At 56.0% G+C, this 18399-nt stretch carries 16 protein-coding genes; 11 read left to right on the top strand and 5 right to left on the bottom strand.

Annotated features, from left to right (window positions below; all coding sequences use genetic code 11):
- The first annotated feature begins 2 nt into the window (after nt 1–2).
- From ABWV33_RS04750 to rarD, 8 genes are all read left to right on the top strand, one after another.
- Entirely contained in the window at nt 3–2450 is a 2448-nt protein-coding gene (locus ABWV33_RS04750; RefSeq protein WP_353329312.1) for a GcvT family protein, read from the top strand.
- A gap of 36 nt (nt 2451–2486) precedes the next feature.
- The gene (locus ABWV33_RS04745; RefSeq protein ID WP_353329311.1) at nt 2487–3533 is read left to right on the top strand and encodes an alcohol dehydrogenase family protein; all 1047 of its coding nucleotides are present in this window, start codon (nt 2487–2489) and stop codon (nt 3531–3533) included.
- A gap of 10 nt (nt 3534–3543) precedes the next feature.
- Nucleotides 3544–4440, top strand: coding sequence for a homocysteine S-methyltransferase family protein (locus tag ABWV33_RS04740; RefSeq protein ID WP_353329310.1), 897 nt, complete (start codon nt 3544–3546; stop codon nt 4438–4440).
- Nucleotides 4441–4452: 12 nt separating this feature from the next.
- The gene (locus tag ABWV33_RS04735; protein ID WP_353329309.1) at nt 4453–5436 is read left to right on the top strand and encodes a GlxA family transcriptional regulator; all 984 of its coding nucleotides are present in this window, start codon (nt 4453–4455) and stop codon (nt 5434–5436) included.
- Nucleotides 5437–5526: 90 nt separating this feature from the next.
- Complete coding sequence (locus ABWV33_RS04730) at nt 5527–7977, top strand: GcvT family protein (RefSeq protein ID WP_353329308.1); 2451 nt, start codon at nt 5527–5529, stop codon at nt 7975–7977.
- Between the two features lie 332 nt (nt 7978–8309).
- On the top strand, nt 8310–10265 hold the full coding sequence (locus tag ABWV33_RS04725) for a DUF3604 domain-containing protein (protein WP_353329307.1): 1956 nt from the start codon (nt 8310–8312) through the stop codon (nt 10263–10265).
- A gap of 120 nt (nt 10266–10385) precedes the next feature.
- Complete coding sequence (locus ABWV33_RS04720; RefSeq protein WP_113822328.1) at nt 10386–10712, top strand: cupin domain-containing protein; 327 nt, start codon at nt 10386–10388, stop codon at nt 10710–10712.
- Nucleotides 10713–10811: 99 nt separating this feature from the next.
- Nucleotides 10812–11708, top strand: coding sequence for an EamA family transporter RarD (gene rarD, locus ABWV33_RS04715; protein ID WP_113822327.1), 897 nt, complete (start codon nt 10812–10814; stop codon nt 11706–11708).
- On the opposite strand, the gene ABWV33_RS04710 is transcribed toward rarD, so the two are convergent.
- Both ABWV33_RS04710 and ABWV33_RS04705 read right to left on the bottom strand, forming a co-directional pair.
- Complete coding sequence (locus ABWV33_RS04710; RefSeq protein WP_353329306.1) at nt 11705–12415, bottom strand: SGNH/GDSL hydrolase family protein; 711 nt, start codon at nt 12413–12415, stop codon at nt 11705–11707. The genes rarD and ABWV33_RS04710 overlap by 4 nt on opposite strands.
- A gap of 6 nt (nt 12416–12421) precedes the next feature.
- A complete protein-coding gene (locus ABWV33_RS04705) occupies nt 12422–12832 on the bottom strand; it encodes a nuclear transport factor 2 family protein (RefSeq protein WP_164621187.1) in 411 nt (136 codons plus the stop codon).
- Between the two features lie 107 nt (nt 12833–12939).
- Here ABWV33_RS04705 and ABWV33_RS04700 point away from each other — a divergent pair, with 107 nt between their 5' ends.
- The gene (locus ABWV33_RS04700; protein ID WP_353329305.1) at nt 12940–13587 is read left to right on the top strand and encodes an RluA family pseudouridine synthase; all 648 of its coding nucleotides are present in this window, start codon (nt 12940–12942) and stop codon (nt 13585–13587) included.
- Here ABWV33_RS04700 and ABWV33_RS04695 read toward each other — a convergent pair.
- Nucleotides 13584–14429, bottom strand: a complete 846-nt coding sequence (locus ABWV33_RS04695; RefSeq protein WP_353329304.1) for an alpha-1,2-fucosyltransferase — start codon at nt 14427–14429, stop codon at nt 13584–13586. The two genes, ABWV33_RS04700 and ABWV33_RS04695, sit on opposite strands and share 4 nt — an antisense overlap.
- Nucleotides 14430–14686: 257 nt before the next feature.
- Here ABWV33_RS04695 and ABWV33_RS04690 point away from each other — a divergent pair, with 257 nt between their 5' ends.
- The gene (locus ABWV33_RS04690) at nt 14687–15121 is read left to right on the top strand and encodes a glyoxalase superfamily protein (RefSeq protein WP_353329303.1); all 435 of its coding nucleotides are present in this window, start codon (nt 14687–14689) and stop codon (nt 15119–15121) included.
- 72 nt (nt 15122–15193) lie between these two features.
- Here the strand turns inward: ABWV33_RS04690 and ABWV33_RS04685 are convergent, their stop codons facing one another.
- Nucleotides 15194–16633 carry an aldehyde dehydrogenase family protein gene (locus ABWV33_RS04685; RefSeq protein ID WP_353329302.1) on the bottom strand — a complete coding sequence of 480 codons (1440 nt, stop codon included), beginning with the start codon at nt 16631–16633 and terminating at the stop codon, nt 15194–15196.
- A 294-nt stretch (nt 16634–16927) separates the two neighbouring features.
- Here ABWV33_RS04685 and ABWV33_RS04680 point away from each other — a divergent pair, with 294 nt between their 5' ends.
- Nucleotides 16928–17578: a peroxiredoxin gene (locus tag ABWV33_RS04680; RefSeq protein WP_113822320.1), complete on the top strand. Its 651-nt coding sequence runs from the start codon at nt 16928–16930 to the stop codon at nt 17576–17578.
- 71 nt (nt 17579–17649) lie between these two features.
- Here the strand turns inward: ABWV33_RS04680 and ABWV33_RS04675 are convergent, their stop codons facing one another.
- Entirely contained in the window at nt 17650–18366 is a 717-nt protein-coding gene (locus ABWV33_RS04675) for a glycosyltransferase family 25 protein (RefSeq protein WP_353329301.1), read from the bottom strand.
- Nucleotides 18367–18399: the final 33 nt, after the last annotated feature.

Below are 18399 nucleotides of genomic sequence, written 5' to 3'. Positions count from 1 at the left end.
TCATGTCTGATTTCCCAACCAAGGCCCGTGTGGTCGTCATTGGCGGCGGCGTTGTTGGCTGCTCGGCGCTGTATCATCTGGCTAAAAAGGGCTGGACCGATTGCGTTTTGCTGGAAAAGAACGAGCTGACCGCCGGGTCGACATGGCACGCGGCGGGTAACGTACCAACGTTCTCGACGTCATGGGCGATCATGAACATGCAGCGCTATTCAACCGAGCTGTATTCCGGGTTGGCTGAAGAAGTCGATTACCCGATGAACTATCACCAGTCGGGGTCGATCCGTCTGGCGCATACCAAAGAGCGGATGCAGGAATTTGAGCGCGCCCTGTCCATGGGCCGGTATCAGGGCATCGAGATGGAGATGTGGACACCGGAAGAAGCCAAAGAGCGCTACCCGTTTCTGGAAACGCACGATCTGGCTGGCGTTCTTTGGGACCCGTCTGATGGCGACATCGATCCGGCACAGGTCACACAAGCGCTGGCCAAAGGTGCCCGTGACATGGGCCAAAAGATCATCCGCTTCTGCCCAGCATCCGGCGTGACGCAGCATGACGATGGTACTTGGACCGTGCACACCGAAAAGGGCGACATCGATTGCGATTATGTCGTGAATGCCGCTGGCTATTACGCGCAGCGTATTGGCGAATGGTTCAAGCCATATGGTGGGCGCACTGTTCCAATGATGGTAATGGAGCACCAGTACCTGCTGACCGAGCAAATCCCCGAGATCGAAGCCTGGTCCAAGGAACATGGTGGCAAGCTGCCACTGATCCGCGACGTGGACGTGTCCTATTACCTGCGGCAGGAAAAGAATGGCTACAACCTTGGCCCGTATGAGCCAAACTGTAAGGCGCACTGGGTCGAGAGCAACGATCAGATGCCCGAAGATTTCAGCTTTCAGCTGTGGCAAGAGGATCTGGACCGGATCGAAGATATCGTGGTCGACGCAATGGCGCGTGTGCCGCTGATGGAAACCTCGGGCGTGTCCAGTGTTATCAACGGACCGATCCCCTATGCGCCAGATGGTCTGCCGTTGATTGGCCCAATGCCCGGAGTGAAAAACGCGTTTGAGGCATGTGTGTTCACCTTTGGCATCGCTCAGGGTGGTGGCGCAGGTAAGGTGCTGGCGGAATGGATCGTGGATGGTCAGACCGAATGGGACATGTGGGCCGTCGATCCACGTCGTTACACCGATTATACCGATCAGGATTACTGCAATCAAAAGGGCATGGAAGTTTACGGCAACGAATACGCCATGCATTTTCCTCAGCACGAATGGCCTGCTGCACGCGACAAGAAACTGTCGCCGGTGCATGCCAAGGTCAAAGAACTGGGCGGCGTTATGGGTGCTTATAACGGTTGGGAACGTGCCAATTGGTTTGCGCAGGATGGTGACGACACTTCGCTCGAAGCGACGCATACTTGGGGCCGCACTGGACCATGGGAGCAGCGTGTAAAGGAAGAGTGCGAAGCTGTGCGTGATGGCGTTGGTGTACTCGACCTGCCAGGTTTCTCGCGGTTTTTTGTCAGCGGTGAGGGCACGGCTGAGGCGCTGCGCGGTCTCGTCACTGGAGGTCTACCTAAAGTCGGCCGGATCAATCTGGTCTACGTTGCAGACAGCCGCGGTCGCATTTTGACGGAAATGTCGTGTATGCGTCTGGGTGATGATGAGTTCGTGATGATTACTGCCGCTACAGCGCAATGGCATGACCGCGACTTGCTGGTAAACGCAATGCCTGCGGGTGTGTCTGTTGTTGATGTGACAACCACACGCGACACACTGATTGTAACCGGCCCGAAATCGCGCGAGTTGCTGGCTGGAATGTCTGATGCCGATCTGACGACGGGCTGGTTGACTCATCAGGCTGCCACTGTTGCGGGCCATCCGGCGCATCTGGTTCGGGTGTCCTTTGCTGGGGAGTTGGGTTGGGAAGTGCATGCCTTGAACGAGGACATGCCTGCTATTTATAGCGCTATTCTGGATGCGGGCGCCAAGCCGTTTGGCATGTATGCGCTGAATAGCTTGCGTCTGGAAAAAGGATATCGTGCGTGGAAAGGCGATCTGAGCACCGATTACTCCTTGCTCGAAGGGGGGCTGGGCCGTTTCGTCAAGCTGGACAAGCCACAGGATTTTCCAGGCAAGGCTGCCATTCAAAACGAAAAGCAGCAGGGTGTGAAGAAGAGCTTTGTAACCTTGGTGGTTGAGGCTGGGGATGCGGATGCGCCCTATATGTCGTGCATCCACAGCGGGGATCAGATCGTTGGCGAAACCACCTCGGGTGGGTGGGGTCACCGGATCAACAAGTCGATCGCGCTGGGCATGGTGCGGTCTGATCTGGCGGTTCCAGGGACTGAGTTGGAGGTTGAGATCTATGGCGTGAAATGCCGCGCTGTGGTTCAGGAAGATCAGCCGCTTTGGGACTCTGCAAACGAACGCCTGCGCGCATGATGTGCTAAATTCGACCCGCTAATGAAGGAGAGACCCATGAGCCGCACGATGCAAGGCGTCTATCTCACCAAGCACGGCGGGCCGGAGGCGCTGGAATGGCGCGATGATATTCCTGTTCCGGTCCCTGGACCGGGGCAGGTGTTGGTCCGCGTGGCCGCAGCCGGTGTGAACAACACCGACATCAACACGCGTATTGGGTGGTATTCCTCGGAGGTTACTGGTGCGACGGATTCCGTTGACCAAGACGTTGAAGCTGGCGGCTGGGGCGGGGCGTTGGCTTTTCCACGTATTCAGGGCGGTGATCTGTGCGGTATCGTCGAAGAGGTTGGCGAGGGTGTGGGGTTTGAGCCCGGACAAAGAGTGACCTGTCCGATCAATTTGCCGCGTTCCCGTCCGGGTCACCCACAGGGTTTCATTGCCTTGGGGTCGGAGATGGATGGGGCATTCGCCCAATATTGTTTGGTGCAGGCTGATGATTTGTACGACGTCACGACCTCCCCCCTGTCAGACGAAGAAATCGCCGCGATCCCTTGCGCCTTTGCAACGGCAGAAAATCTGCTGACCCGCGCAGGCGTCAAGGCGGGTCATCGTGTGCTGATCACTGGCGCATCTGGCGGTGTCGGTCTTGCGGCGGTACAGCTCGCGACCATGCGAGGCGCGACAGTGACGGGCGTGACGAGTTCAACCAAAGCCGTGATCGTTCAGGGGCAAGGCGCGGTTGAAACGCTGGATCGCGGTGCGCCGTTGCCCAAGGATACCTATGACTGTGTGATTGACGTGGTGGGTGGTCCGGCTTGGGCGGATCTGATCCTCGCGTTGAAGCCCGGGGGGCATTATGCCGTCTCAGGGGCGATTGCCGGACCGATGGTGCAGGCTGATTTGCGCGAGATCTACCTGCGCGACATTACTATCCATGGCTGCACGCATCAGACGCCCGAAGTTTTCGGACGTCTCGTTGCGTTGATGAACGCCGGGCGCATTCGCCCTCTGATTTCGAAAACTTATCCTCTTGGCGACATAAAAGTGGCGCAAGCGGATTTTGAGGCTAAAGCCTTTGCTGGCAAACTGGTCTTAATCCCATAGGAGAATAGAGATGGCACAGATCACCCTTTTGGACGGCTCGATCGGGCAGGAATTGGTCAAACGTAGCGGTGACCGGGCGACGCCTTTGTGGTCGACCCGTGTGATGATTGATTACCCCGATTTGGTGGGGCAGGTCCATCAGTCGTATTTTGATGCAGGGGCCACAGTTGCCACGACCAACACATATGCGGTGCACCGTTCACGTCTGAACCGGGTGGGTATGGATTCGCAAATGCCTGCGCTTATCGCGACGGCTTTGGAACAAGCAGAGGCCGCCCGCGCCCAATCTAAAGAGGGGCGCATTGCGGGGGCATTGGGGCCTTTGTTGGCATCCTATCGCCCAGACCTGAATCCCGATCCCGTTGATGCAGCTGAAAAGTTTGGTGAGCTGGTTGGTCTAATGCAGGATCATGTCGACCTGTTCTTGATCGAAACGGTCTCGTCTCTGCAAGAGGCCGAAGGGGCGCTGCTTGGTTGCAAGGAAACCACGAAACCGGTTTGGCTGGCCCTTTCGGTTATGGATGATGATGGAACACGCTTGCGATCTGGCGAGGCGTTGGCCGACATCGCACCTGTGTTGGATCGGTTTGCCCCACAAGCCGTATTGATCAATTGCTCGCGCCCCGAGGCGATTCCGGCGGCGCTGGACATCTTGAAAGGGTTTGGCCGTCCCTTTGGCGCCTATGCAAATGGGTTCACGCGCATCTCCGAAGGGTTTTTGAAAGACGCCCCAACGGTAGACGCATTAGAGCAACGACAGGACCTGGGACCCGAGGCATATGCGGCGCATGCGATGCAATGGGTCGCGCAAGGCGCTTCAATTGTCGGTGGTTGTTGTGAAGTTGGCCCCGAACATATTGCAGAGTTGGCGAGCCAGCTGAAAACGGCAGGGCATGAGATCGTCTGAGGAGGCGGCACTATGGGTGGAAAGAGCAAACTGCATCTTGTCATAAACAGCGACAGGCAGTGGCAGTTTGATATCATTGTGGCTGATGGGTTTGTTCTGACCGAGTTGGCGGGCGTGGTCGATGTTATCCGTCTGGCCAATCGCGTCTGTCCCAGTCCGCCGTTCACCTGGACCTACCGGTCCGTGACGGGCGGTATGGTGGAGAGCAGCGCCGGGGCAGTGGTATCGACCGAACGGCTGAGCGATCAGCCGACGGCGGATTATGCTTTTGTGATTGGCAACGCCGACCCGGATTGCGCGGAATTGGCGCTTGGGCGCAAGATCTCTGACTATACCTTTCGAGGCGCACAGGTGTTCCTGCTTGCCGAAGCCGCGAGCCGGTATATCAACGAAAACAACGAGGACTCCTCGCATACCACTCATTGGGAGAACTCGGCGTTTTTGCGAGAGCGCACTGGCGTGTTTGATGCCAACTTTGCGATAGCGACCGAAAACGGACCTGTTGTCACCTGTGCCGGCATGGGCGCGACTGTTGATGTGATCTTGGCCGTTATTGGTCGCCATATTTCAGGTGCCGCTCGTATGACGGTTGCGGACATTCTGCTGCACGAAAACATCCGCGATTTCGGCTCTCAGCAACCTTTTTCGGGGGTCAAAACGACGACCACGGGCGACGACAAGTTGGATCAGTGCATCAAGATCATGCAGGCCAATGTCGAAGATCCGGTGCCGATCAATGAGATTGTCGCGGCACTTGAGCTGTCAAACCGGTCGTTAGAACGCAAGTTCAAAACCTTTCTTGGCGCGACCCCCAACACCTTTTACCGGGAAATGCGACTGGCCAAGGCCAATAACCTGCTGTTGAACACCACAATGAGTGTGCGGGAAATTGGGATGGCATGCGGATTTCCGAATGGGTTTTCTTCTGTTTACAAGAGCTTCTATGGTGTGACGCCGTTTGCTTTGCGCCGCCAAAGGCGAGTTGCGCAGGGGTGATTACCAAGCTTTTTCTGGCGTTTTTGATGCTTTTTCTGACGCCTCTCCGTGGCAAGATCACGCAAATTTGCAAGATTCGGAGACAAGATGATGGCTGATCTACCCAACAAGGCCCGCGTGGTCATTATCGGTGGTGGTGTGGTTGGGTGTTCGGTGGCTTACCACCTGACTAAAAAGGGCTGGAAAGACGTTGTGCTGCTGGAGCGCAAGCAGCTGACGTCGGGCACAACTTGGCACGCAGCGGGATTGATCGCGCAGCTGCGCGCAACCGCAAACATGACCAAACTGGCCAAGTATTCCCAAGAATTGTACGGGGATCTTGAGGCGGAAACAGGTGTTGCCACGGGCTTCAAGCGGTGTGGATCGATCACAGTCGCTTTGACCGAAGAGCGTAAGGAAGAGATTTTCCGCCAAGCCGCCATGGCGCGCGCATTTGGCGTTGAGGTTGAAGAGATTTCGCCTGCGGAAGTCAAAGCCAAATACGAGCATTTGAATATCGATGATGTCACCGCCGGTGTGTATCTGCCGTTGGATGGTCAGGGTGATCCGGCGAACATTGCGCTGGCTTTGGCCAAAGGTGCCCGTCAGCGTGGCGCGGTTGTCAAAGAGCGGATCAAGGTCACAAACATCGCCAAGCAAGGTCGCAAGGTGACCGGCGTTGATTGGATCAGCGATGATGGGGCGGAACAGGGTCACATCGAATGCGATATGATCGTGAATTGCGCCGGCATGTGGGGCCACGAAGTTGGCAAGATGGCCGGTGTGAACGTGCCGCTGCAGGCCTGCGAACATTTCTATATCGTGACCGAGGCAATTCAGGGTCTGACCCAGATGCCTGTGCTGCGGGTGCCTGATGAATGCGCGTATTACAAAGAAGACGCGGGTAAGATCCTGTTGGGCGCGTTTGAGCCGAAATCCAAGCCATGGGGCATGAACGGTATTTCGGACAGCTTTGAATTTGATCAACTGCCCGAAGATTTCGATCACTTTGAACCCATTTTGGAGGCCGCCTGTAACCGGGTTCCGATGTTGGGCGAAGCGGGCATTCACACCTTTTTTAACGGTCCTGAATCGTTCACGCCGGATGATGCGTATCACTTGGGACTTGCGCCCGAGATGGACAATGTCTGGGTCGCTGCCGGGTTTAACTCGATCGGGATTCAATCGGCGGGTGGCGCAGGCATGGCGCTTGCTGAATGGATGGATGATGGCGAAAAACCATTCGATCTGGGCGATGTTGACATCAGCCGGATGCAGCCATTCCAGGGCAACAAATCTTATCTGGTCGAACGCGCCTCGGAAACGTTGGGGCTGCTCTATGCGGATCACTTCCCGTATCGCCAAAAAGCCACGTCACGCGGGGTGCGTCGGACGCCATTCCACGAACACCTGAAAGGTCAGGGTGGTGTGTTTGGTGAATTGGCAGGCTGGGAACGGGCGAATTGGTTCGCGCGGGACGGTCAAAAAGCCGAGTATGAATACAGCTGGAAACGCCAGAACTTCTTTGACAACGTTGCCGATGAGCATAACGCGGTTCGGACCAATGTGGGCATGTACGACATGTCGTCCTTTGGTAAGATCCGCGTCGAAGGGCCAGATGCCTGCGCGTTTATGAACTTTGTCGGTGGCGGTCAGTATGATGTGCCTGTGGGCAAGATCGTCTACACGCAGTTCCTGAATTCGCGCGCCGGGATCGAGGCGGATGTGACTGTGACCCGCATGTCGGAAACCGCCTATCTGGTTGTGACCCCGGCGGCGACCCGTTTGGCCGATGAAACCTGGATGCGCCGCAATCAGGGCAATTTCAATGTTGTGATTACGGACGTGACCGCAGGTGAGGGCGTATTGGCCGTGATGGGCCCCAAGGCGCGCGAGCTGATGAATCTCGTGTCGCCCAATGATTTCTCAAACGAGGCGAACCCATTCGGCACAGCGCAAGAGATCGAGCTGGGCATGGGGCTGGCCCGCGTTCACCGGGTGACTTACGTGGGCGAATTGGGCTGGGAAATCTACGTCTCTTCCGACATGGCTGGTCACGCGTTTGAAGCGCTGCATGCTGCGGGTCAGGACTTGGGTATGAAGCTGTGCGGCATGCACATGATGGACACCTGCCGGATCGAAAAGGGGTTCCGCCACTTTGGTCACGACATTACCTCTGAGGATCATGTGCTAGAGGCGGGTCTGGGCTTTGCCGTTAAGACCGATAAGGCGGACTTTATTGGTCGTGATGCGGTGTTGCGCAAGAAAGAAACAGGTCTGCAAAACCGTCTGGTGCAATTCAAGCTGACCGATCCCGAACCGCTGTTGTATCACAACGAGCCGATTTTGCGGGATGGAGAGATTGTCGGCTTCCTGAGCTCGGGGGCCTATGGTCACCATCTGGGTGGTGCGATGGGCTTGGGCTATGTGCCTTGTCCGGGTGAAAAGCCTGCCGATGTATTGGGATCGACCTATGAGATTGACGTCATGGGCACACGGGTGAAAGCCGAAGCGTCGCTAAAGCCGATGTATGATCCCAAGTCCGAGCGTGTGAAGGTCTAAACAGCTTTTTAGAACCTGTATTGAAAAGATCGAAAAGCGGGGTCGGGAAACCGACCTCGCTTTTTTCATTTGTAGTCAGGGTCGCCAATAGCGGGAACGCTGAAGAGGAGAGGTAAATCTTAGGTTTTAGAGGGTTTCCTGTTTTTCGGAGTGCCATCCGATACGCAGTGTGCGTTGGGCCAAATTACAACAATGTTGACAAGGCAGAGTTACAAATCCGAAACTACGCATGTGTTATAGCATTTTCAGGTTCGTCATTCCGTAGAAAATACGGGGGAAAATAACTCGTAATTATTTGAATTTGCTAATAATTCGAACGGGGAGAATAAACGATGAAGGCTAAACGCAACTCAAGTTATCTATCCAAGTCAGCCCTGTGGGCATTACCAGTCGCAGCCATATTATACCCATCCATTTCCGTCAGTCAGATCGTGACGACCGAAGAATCCGCCGCCAGCGCCTTTCCTGCCGAGGCGTATTCACCCTATGCAAATCGATCCATCCCGATCCGGCCTTTGTGGGGGGAAACCCATCTGCACACCAGCTTGTCGTTGGATGCGGGTGCTTTTGGCAATATCTTAGGGCCGGATACGGCATGGGATTTCGCCAAGGGGAAAAAGGTGACCTCGTCCTCGGGACTGCCGGTCAAACTCAGCCGTCCTTTGGACTGGATGGTGTTGACAGACCACACCGATTTGATGGGGTTTGCACCTGATCTGCAGGCCGGTGCGCCCGGAGTTCTTGCTGATCCGAAAGGACGGGAATGGCACGAAGGGTATAAAAAGGGCGGCGAGGCTGCTGGTAAATCTGCGTTTGATCTGATCACTAACTTCGCACAAATGACACTGCCTGAATCGTTGCTTAAGGCCTATAGCCCAGGATCGGATGAATTCGCATTTGTGTGGGAAGAAATTGTCGAAGCTGCGGAACGCGCCAATGATCCAGGGGTGTTTACAGCCTTTATCGGTTTCGAATGGACCTCGGTTCCCAAAGGGTTCAATTTACACCGAAACGTGATGCTGCGCGATGGTTCGTCACGGGCCTTGCAGGTTGTTCCACCCGTAACGCAACCGCCATACGGATCAACTGATCCGCTGGAACTGTATAAGTGGCTAGAGGCGTATCAGGAAAAGACTGGTGGGCGGGCCGTGGCCTTTTCTCACAATGGAAACCTGTCGAATGGCTGGATGTTCCCGACCAAAGATACCTATCACGGCGGCGTTGTGGATGAGGATTACGTGCGCCAACGGGCCAAGTGGGAGCCCCATTACGAAGTTACCCAGATCAAAGGAGATGGCGAGGCGCATCCGTTTTTAAGCCCCGAGGATTCTTTTGCTGACTATGAAAACTGGGATAAGGGCAATCTGGACCTGACTCAGCTTAAGACCGATGAGATGCTGAAAGGGGAGTACGCGCGCGAAGCCTTGAAGCAAGGCTTGGCGTTAGAAGAAGAATTCGGCATCAACCCCTACAAGTTTGGTTTTGGCGGGGCGACAGATAGCCATACGTCATTGGCAACTGCTGAAGAGGATAACTTTTTTGGCAAGTCGGTCAGTGTTGAACCCTCGCCAACACGGATCGAACATCCCTTTATCGCGAGCGATTTAGGTCGTGTCGAAGGGTATGAATTGGTCGCGTCCGGGTACACAGCGGTCTGGGCTGAGGACAATACCCGCAAAGCGATTTTTGATGCGTTCAAACGGCGCGAAACCTATGCCACAACAGGCACCCGCATTGGGTTGCGGTTCTTTGGTGGCTGGTCATTTACGGACGAGGATCTGCGATCACGGGCGTTGGCTGAAGCAGGATATGCTAAAGGTGTGCCAATGGGCAGTGACATGCGTCCACGCACCGACGACGCCGCGCCGAGTTTCCTGATCTTTGCGTTGCGTGATCCGATTGGCGCCAATCTGGACCGGGTTCAGGTCGTCAAAGGCTGGATGGATGCCGAAGGCGCGTTGCAGGAAAAGGTCTACAACGTGGCCTGGTCTGGGGATCGCGAAGCTGATGCTGATGGAAACGTCGGTGATGTTGGCAACACTGTTGATCTGGAAAAAGCGAGCTGGACCAACACCATCGGCAGTTCCGAGCTGTTGAGCGTTTGGGTGGATCCTGATTTCGATGCGGCTGAACGCGCATTCTATTACGTGCGGGTGTTGGAAATTCCGACGCCGCGATGGGTGGTTTATGACAAGGTTCGTTTTGGCATTGAACTCCCGGAAGAGGCGCAGCTGATCCATCAGGAACGCGCCTATTCTTCGCCAATCTGGTATACGCCCCAGAAATAGAGCGGAACGAATAACAACATCTGAAAGAGCCGCTTTTAGCTAAGCGGCTCTTTTCTTTTTCCCAAAACCTTGATCTGGTTCGTCGGAATTGGACACCAGTGTATTCAGAAAAGGGCCGCTATGTGCACTTCGACAGGGACAGCAATCGGAACTCAGAAATTGGAAAACGACCGGGTTCGTGTGACCGAATGGCGGTTCCCAAAGCGGGGGGACAATACGGGCTGGCATCGACACGAGTACGATTACGTGGTGATCCCGATGTTTGATGGGGTTTTGGAAATTGACCTGCCCGGTGGGGAACGGATGATCGCCGAATTGAAGACCGGCGTGCCGTATAGCCGCGAGATCGGAACAGAGCATGATGTCATCAACGGAAATGATTTTGAGTGTTCTTTTATCGAGGTCGAATTGCTTGAGCCGCGGGCGTCAGAAAAGGAAGCGTCGTGAGGTTTCATCACGATTCGTGATGCCCCAGAGCACAGAAATCGAATTTCCTTTGGTTGGGAACCTGCCATACATGCGAAACACATCACCAGAGAGCACAGTATGGTACAGACAACAGACAACGTTGATACACCGCGCGGCCTAGCCTTTGCGGTCAGTGCCTATCTGCTGTGGGGCTTCTTGCCGCTCTATATGAAGGCGCTGGCGCATATTCCCGCCGCTGAAATTGTGGTGCATCGGGTGATCTGGTCAGTGCCAATCGCTGGTGCTCTGCTCATCGCTTTGGGACGCACTAAAGAGTTGCGCGCGGCACTGGTGAACCCCCGGATGCTGGGCATGGCCTGTGTGACGGCTGCGTTGATTTCAGTGAACTGGGGGATTTACGTTTGGTCGATTGCTTCCGGCCACGCGTTGGATGCAGCCCTTGGGTATTACATCAACCCGCTGTTCAGCGTGGCCCTGGGTGCGCTTCTGTTGCGAGAAAAGCTAAACCGGACGCAACTGGTGGCGATTGGATTGGCCGCATTGGCCGTGATCATCTTGATCCTGCAGGCGGGTAAACTGCCTTGGGCCGCCCTAGGGATGACGTTGACGTGGGGCTTTTACGCGTTTTTCAAAAAGTCGCTGCCGATCGGGCCAAATCAGGGGTTCTTGTTAGAAGTGTTGATCCTGACGCCACCGGCATTGGGATATCTGGTCTATCTGACGATGACAGGGAACAGCCACTTTTCCACCTCTTTCGACAACACGGCGCTGTTGGTTGGCTGTGGTTTGGTGACGGCGATTCCCCTGATCCTCTATGCGAATGGGGCTAAGCTGCTGCGACTGTCGACCGTTGGCATTTTGCAATACATCGCACCGACCCTGATCTTTCTGGTCGCGGTGTTGGTTTTTGGCGAAGAATTTGACACGGGCCGCATGATCGCATTCCCGATGATCTGGGCTGCGCTGGTGATTTATTCGATCCCGTTGGTCCGAGGGATGCGCCGCACTGCCTAGGTGTGATGTGCGATGATCTGATCGCCCAGTGACCGCGCCCAGAGTTGATAAAACGCCGGGCTGGGGTGATAGCCGTCTGTGGCCGCAAAGCGGGGTTCAACGGGGATGTCCAGAGGCAGGCGGTGTAATTCAGGTACAGTTTCTGCAAGCTGCGCCTGAGCCCTGTCCAACCGCGCCGCCTGCTGCCCCAGAACCCAAGCCAGCGGCTGTGGCAGGGCGGGGAACAACTCCATCTTGGGGACACCTGATGTCAGGATTAACCTTGGGGTAAACCGAGCCCGTAAGAGGGCCATCAACTTGGCCTGCCGCTGATAGAATTGTCCCGATGTGGTGGCGCGGGTGACATCGTTGACGCCAAGCGCAAAGACCACCACGTCAAACCGTTGCTTTGGCAGATCCTTTAGTCGGGCGATGGTGTCGGGGGTGATATGCCCGGTTGTGGCCTCTACCCGCCAATCAACGGAAAAATGCGGGGCCAGATGGGTCACCAACTGCCCGCTGAGCGCGGTGTCTTGTGTTTGCGCACCAACACCCGCGGCCGAGCTGTCACCCGCAATCAGCAGTCGCAATTTTGGCCCGCTGCCCGATTGCCCACGACGTGCGCCGGTGGGTTCCGGCAGCAGTTGCGCCTTGCGACGGACCAACAAACCCTGCGCGGCCAATACAGGCAGCAATGGCACGCGCAGGATTTGATCAACGGCTATCATCTGAGGTCAGGACAGTGCTTCGCGGAACTTGAGGAACCGCGCATCTGTCATCACCCGGGCGTTCATGGCATCGCGCAGCGCACCAATGGTTTTATAGGGGCGCATCACAACCTCAAACGTTTCGATCAGCCCGTCGTCATTCAGGGTAATCAAATCGACACCGACGGCATCCAGATCACCAACCTTGCATTGAAATTCCAACGCCCAATCTTTGCCGTCGCCCATGACCCGGCGATATTTGAAATCGCTGAACACCTTGCCCACGTGGCCCAGAACAGCGGCTACAGGGTCGCGACCAGTCCATGTTTTGTAATAGGTCGGTGGCATGAATTTCACATCTTCGGCCAGCAGTTCGTGAATGAGGGTTTCGTCGCCTTTGGCAACAACTTCCTGCATTTTGGTGATCGTGGGGTGCATGTGTCTTTCTCTCCCTTAGTCTCAACTTGACCGCAGCTTTGCTGTTGCGTGCCAGCGCGGCAAGGACGACGTTGCGGGAACCGCGCAAGCGCTGTAGGCAGGCGCGCATGAGTGATGATTATAACCCGCCCCAAACCCCACTGGACGTGCTGCACGAAGATGCGCAGTTGATTATCGTGAACAAGCCTGCTGGTTTGTTGTCGGTTCCGGGCAAGGGGGAGCATCTGGCGGATTGTCTGATGGCCCGTGTGGCGGCGGCGTTTCCCGGCGCATTGCTGGTACATCGGCTGGACCGGGATACATCGGGGGTGATGGTGTTTGCCCAGACCCCACATGCGCAGCGGCATCTGGGTCTGCAATTTGAAAAGCGTCAGACCAAAAAGATCTATCTTGCGCGCGTTTGGGGCAAGTTAGAACCCAAAACGGGCACTGTGGATTTACCTCTGATCGTCGATTGGCCCAATCGTCCGCGTCAGATGGTATGTCACGATACCGGCAAACAAGCGGTGACCGATTGGCGGGTGATCCGCAGTGATGAAGTGTCAACGCGTGTACGATTGATGCCAAAAACCGGGCGATCCCATCAATTGCGCGTGCATATGCTGGCGTTGGGGCACCCGATTCTGGGCGACCCGTTTTATGCCGAAGGTCCGGCGCGGGACTTTCCCCGTCTGATGTTGCATTCAGAAGAATTGCGACTGAAGCACCCCGACGGTGGTGCAGCGCTCAAATTTCGCGCCCCTGCTGATTTTTAAACGCTGACCGACAGCCAGCTGGGCGGTAGAATGTCGGGGTTCACCAGCTTTGGATCTCCGAACCACTTGGCCGGTCCTGCGACGCGTTTCTGCGCGTTTTGGTTCAGCCATGCGGCCCACCACGAAAACGAAGAATTGCCGATGATGTTGTGCTGGCACAGGGTCATCAGGCGCATGTCTTCGAAATCAGTGTCGGCCCCGTTGAAATCAACCACCACCTTTTCCACGGGCAGAGGCAGATTGTCCTTGGCCCATTGTGGATCATCGGAAAAGACATAGACCGTTGGCGTTCCCGGCAACCCGTCAAGAACCTGTGCCAGCGCCGCCTCATAATACGCCTGATCACACAGGACATGCGCGCCCAGCGTCAGGTAATCGCCACGCCGCACATGCAATGAGATTGCGGTGCTGTTGGCGATGCGGTCCGCCATTTCAGCATTCTGGGTGTTGGTGAAGTCGGGAAAGGTAAAATCGCTGCGGATCTGGTCGGCGATCTGGGTGAAGTACTGTTCGGATTGCCAATAGCCATGCAGATAGCTGCCGTCGGCGTATCCAGCGATGTCGGGGTTATAGCCCAAACCCTGTTCGCGGCGAAACTTGGGAGCCTTGCCGCTGCTGCGCCACAGGGCATAGCGCACCGGGGCTTCGGATTTGAGTGGGGGCAGGGGGGCCGGGTCCACGAGCGGTAGATCAAACACGCGGGTCAAAACGCCTTCGCCTCGGGCAATGGCGCCACGGGAGTCCAACGCGACCTGCGTGTTGCGACGGGCCGCAAGACCAGCGGCGGCGGCGTATTGGAACATCTGATTGCCGAGACGGCCATGCAGGCGGGTGATGATCATTGCTGGCAATCCTTGTGATGTGGTCGCTGTGTCTGTTTAGGCGCTCTGACCCAGCATGACCAGCGCAGGTGGTTGACAGACGCCATACGGGTTCCTAAATCACGGGTTCAGGTTTGGGTCCCCTGCCGCTCGCGGCCATTTGGCTTTGGTGAAACCCTGTTTGATACATCTGACGCCCCTTTCACGGCGCGCCCGGGTGGCAATGCGAGCCCCGTCCATTTTATTCGCGTGTCCGTTTGAAAGAAACGAGGCAAAGGATGATGACTATTCAAAACATCGCTCCGGTGACGGAGCTGAAAGCGCAGGCAAAACGTCTGCGGGACAAACTGCGTGGCACTGGCGTTCAGCTGAGTCACAGTGAATCGCTAGAACTAGTTGCGACCCAGCACGGTGTGCGGGACTGGAACACGTTGCACGCGATGGCTGGGAACAAGCTGTTGTTGCGGGTGGGGGACCGGGTGCGCGGGCGCTATCTGGGTCAACCGTTTGTGGGTGAAGTTCGCGCGTTGTCGAACATTGCCGATGGATCGCACCGCCGTATTACGCTGCACTTTGACAAACCGGTGGACGTGGTAAAGTTTGATAGCTTTTCGTCGTTCCGCCAACGGGTGAGCGGTGAAATCGGCTGGGATGGCCGATCAACGCGCAAAACCTCGGACGGGGAACCGCAACTGGTCGTGATGCCGGAATAGCATCATGCCCTTGATCCCAAAAACAAGAAAGCCGCCCAATGGGGCGGCTTTCTGCGTTAAACTCAGGGGGCTTTATTCAGCAGCCCAACCACCAACGGCTTTGATTTCGAGGAAATCCTCCAGACCAAACAGACCACCTTCGCGACCGTTGCCGGACTGCTTCATGCCACCAAATGGCGCACCTGCGCCGCGGGATTGGCCGTTCATTTCAACCATTCCGGACCGTAGTTTGCGCGCCAGACGATTGGCACGGGCCGGGTCCTGGGTCTGAACGTAGTTGGTCAGGCCGTAGGGCGTATCGTTGGCAATCTCGATCGCTTCTTCTTCGGTTTCAAACGGGATCATTGTCAGAACCGGGCCAAAGATTTCTTCGCGGGCGACGATCATCTGGTTGTTCACATCCGCAAAGACGGTCGGCTTGACGAAGAAGCCCTGATTGACGCCATCGGGACGACCTGTGCCGCCGGCAACCAATTTGGCGCCTTCGTCGATTCCCTTTTGGATCAGGTCCTGAATCTTGTTGAACTGCAACTCGTTCACAACCGGACCGATGTGGCGGCCTTCTTCTGACGCGACGCCAACGGTGACGGCGCTGGCAACAGCGGCGGCGGTTTCAACGGCCTGATCATAGATGCCCTTTTGAACCAGCATCCGCGATGGCGCGTTACAGCTTTGACCGGTGTTGTTCATCATATGCAGAACACCCCGTTTGACAGCCTTTTCATCGGCATCGTCAAAGATCACGTTCGCGCCTTTGCCACCTAGTTCCAAGTGAACCTTTTTCAGGGTGTCAGCCGCGTTTTTCGAGATTGCAGTCCCGGCGCGGGTCGATCCAGTAAAGCTGATCATGTCCACGTCCGGGTGACCCGAAAGCTGTGAGCCAACACCAACACCATCACCGTTCACCAAGTTAAAGACACCGGCTGGGAAACCGGCCTCGTCCATCATTTCGGCAAAGATCATCGCATTCAGGGGGCTCTGCTCGGACGGTTTCAGAACCATGGTACACCCGGCAACGGCTGCGGCCCCAACTTTGAGCGTGATCTGGTTCATGGGCCAGTTCCACGGCGTGATCAATCCAGCAACGCCAACGGCTTCGCGAATGATACGGTCGTTGGGGGCGTGATCCCCAAGTGGGGCTTCAAAGTCGAAATTCTTAGCTGCTTTGACGAAATTGATCAGGTGAAAGATACCCGCGCCAACCTGCTGTGTGCGGGCCATGTCGATGGGGGCACCCATTTCAGCCGACATCGCCTGCGCAAGATCCTCGGTGCGGGTTTTGTAAACTTCGATCAGCTTTTCAACCATCGCAATCCGCTCGGCAGGCGGTGTTGCCATCCAACCCGGCAGGGCTGCTTTGGCTGCAGCGACGGCTGCGTTGGTGTCCGCTGCGTCTCCCAAAGAGATGACTGCACAGGGTTCCTCGGTCGAGGGGTTGATGACCTGAAAGTCATTGGCGGCGGCGGGGGCGACCCATTGGCCGTTGATATAGAAATCGCGTTTTTCAATCATGTCAGGTTCTCCCAAATCCTGTGGACCGGACCATGGCCGGTTTGAGTGTCGTGTGTTGTCCGTAGTGGCTTGCGCACCGAGGTCGGGACAGATCCAAATACCTCAGTCGGGGGCGAACAGAGCAACGCTGTGCAAGACCTAGGCGCAGGTTGACGCCGCTTGCAAGAGGCATCGGGTCGCGCATCAATTTCCGTTGCGGCGCAAAGTGACACGGGAGAGGGGGTGTAACAATGCCGCGAAGTCATTAGGTTGTCTTCGACGACGAGTCGTTTCATGAATTGACAGGAGGCCAACATGGGTTTGCGCATCAACGATACTGTTCCTAATTTTACTGCCGAGACGGATCAGGGGACGATTCAGTTCCATGATTGGATCGGTGACAACTGGGCCATTCTGTTTTCACACCCGAAAGATTTCACACCGGTTTGCACCACCGAGTTTTCTGCCGTCGCACAGCTGTCCGATGAATGGGCCGCACGGGGCTGTAAAGTGATTGGTGTGTCGGTTGATGGCGTCGAAGACCACAAAAAGTGGAAAGGCGACATTGAGAAATACGGCAATGCTGCCGCAGGATTTCCGATCATTGCAGACGAGGGTTTGGCGGTTTCCAAGGCGTTCGACATGCTGCCTGCCGAGGCATATATGCCCGATGGCCGTACCCCAGCAGACAGTGCCACGGTGCGTTCGGTGTTCATCATTGGCCCCGATAAGCAGTTGAAACTGTCGATGACCTATCCGATGACCGTTGGCCGCAACTTTGCTGAGATTTTGCGTGCGCTGGACGGTTTGCAGATGTCAGGCAAGGGTGTCGCGACACCTGCAAACTGGATGCCGGGCGAAGACGTGATCATTCCACCTGCGGTCAGTAACGAAGATGCGACAGCCAAGTTTGGTGAGTTTGAAACAATCTTCCCTTACCTGCGCAAAACCAAAGCGCCCGAGTAAGGCAAAGCTTTTGATGGGGGGCGTTTCCCCCCATCGATTTGCTGGTGGATACTCGTGTGAGTTTCGCCAGATCAGGGCCGCTGTGGTTGGCTTGAAACTTTGGCCCGGTACAAGGCTCGCTTGAATTCGCGCGCCAGTTTAGACCCCGAGCGGTTCTTTTTTTGGATCGTTGATCCCCCCACTTGATCTGTAATTTCTGAGACCCCGTTCGGCAGAATCGTGTTGATCTGTTGTTGGGTGATCCAATGCATTTGCAAAAAGGTATCTACGGGGCGATCGAGTCTTTCAGACGCGCCCAGCAACCTACGGGCTGCGGTTTTCCCAACCACCTGACAGACAGTCTGCAACCCTATCACGCGCGGGAGAAATAATTCCGCATGGGGGCCGCGATCAATCGTGGCCGCGGGTGTTTCGCGCCGTTTGGCCGGAAGCCGGAAGAAACTGTCAACGCTGGCATGGTTCGCAATCAAATCTAGCGCTTCATTCCAAAGATCCAGATCAAGAGACAGATCATCTTCGGTGATAAGTGCATAGTCGAGATCCAAATCAACAATGCGTTGCCAACAGGCGCGATGGCTCAGGAAACACCCAACTTCGCCGGCACCTAAGGGAAACGGATAGTGGGGCGCGTGAATGTTGCCGGGCTGTGGTGTGATCTGTCCCTTTGCGATGATGTCTTTGCCAATGACGGCGTCCACAATCTCGGCGTTTGGCAAAAGCTGTAGCAGCTTTTGGGCATTGGGGGCGCGTTTGGCGTCACCGGGCATATGAATGATAAAGGATCGCATGCCCCGACGCATACCGCGCCGGGGCATGGCAGG

The sequence above is a fragment of the Phaeobacter sp. NW0010-22 genome (assembly GCF_040365955.1).
Classification (GTDB): domain Bacteria; phylum Pseudomonadota; class Alphaproteobacteria; order Rhodobacterales; family Rhodobacteraceae; genus OMPR01.
The sequence above is the reverse complement of the archived record's forward strand: the minus strand, read 5'-3'. Positions and strand labels throughout refer to the sequence as shown.

Bases quoted from the DNA above. Each gene is read 5' to 3' on its own strand.
- ABWV33_RS04750 (WP_353329312.1), top strand. From the start codon at position 3: ATGTCTGATTTCCCAACCAAGGCCCGTGTGGTCGTCATTGGCGGCGGC.
- ABWV33_RS04745 (WP_353329311.1), top strand. From the start codon at position 2,487: ATGAGCCGCACGATGCAAGGCGTCTATCTCACCAAGCACGGCGGGCCG.
- ABWV33_RS04740 (WP_353329310.1), top strand. From the start codon at position 3,544: ATGGCACAGATCACCCTTTTGGACGGCTCGATCGGGCAGGAATTGGTC.
- ABWV33_RS04735 (WP_353329309.1), top strand. From the start codon at position 4,453: ATGGGTGGAAAGAGCAAACTGCATCTTGTCATAAACAGCGACAGGCAG.
- ABWV33_RS04730 (WP_353329308.1), top strand. From the start codon at position 5,527: ATGGCTGATCTACCCAACAAGGCCCGCGTGGTCATTATCGGTGGTGGT.
- ABWV33_RS04725 (WP_353329307.1), top strand. From the start codon at position 8,310: ATGAAGGCTAAACGCAACTCAAGTTATCTATCCAAGTCAGCCCTGTGG.
- ABWV33_RS04720 (WP_113822328.1), top strand. From the start codon at position 10,386: ATGTGCACTTCGACAGGGACAGCAATCGGAACTCAGAAATTGGAAAAC.
- rarD (WP_113822327.1), top strand. From the start codon at position 10,812: ATGGTACAGACAACAGACAACGTTGATACACCGCGCGGCCTAGCCTTT.
- ABWV33_RS04710 (WP_353329306.1), bottom strand. From the start codon at position 12,415: ATGATAGCCGTTGATCAAATCCTGCGCGTGCCATTGCTGCCTGTATTG.
- ABWV33_RS04705 (WP_164621187.1), bottom strand. From the start codon at position 12,832: ATGCACCCCACGATCACCAAAATGCAGGAAGTTGTTGCCAAAGGCGAC.
- ABWV33_RS04700 (WP_353329305.1), top strand. From the start codon at position 12,940: ATGAGTGATGATTATAACCCGCCCCAAACCCCACTGGACGTGCTGCAC.
- ABWV33_RS04695 (WP_353329304.1), bottom strand. From the start codon at position 14,429: ATGATCATCACCCGCCTGCATGGCCGTCTCGGCAATCAGATGTTCCAA.
- ABWV33_RS04690 (WP_353329303.1), top strand. From the start codon at position 14,687: ATGATGACTATTCAAAACATCGCTCCGGTGACGGAGCTGAAAGCGCAG.
- ABWV33_RS04685 (WP_353329302.1), bottom strand. From the start codon at position 16,633: ATGATTGAAAAACGCGATTTCTATATCAACGGCCAATGGGTCGCCCCC.
- ABWV33_RS04680 (WP_113822320.1), top strand. From the start codon at position 16,928: ATGGGTTTGCGCATCAACGATACTGTTCCTAATTTTACTGCCGAGACG.
- ABWV33_RS04675 (WP_353329301.1), bottom strand. From the start codon at position 18,366: ATGCGATCCTTTATCATTCATATGCCCGGTGACGCCAAACGCGCCCCC.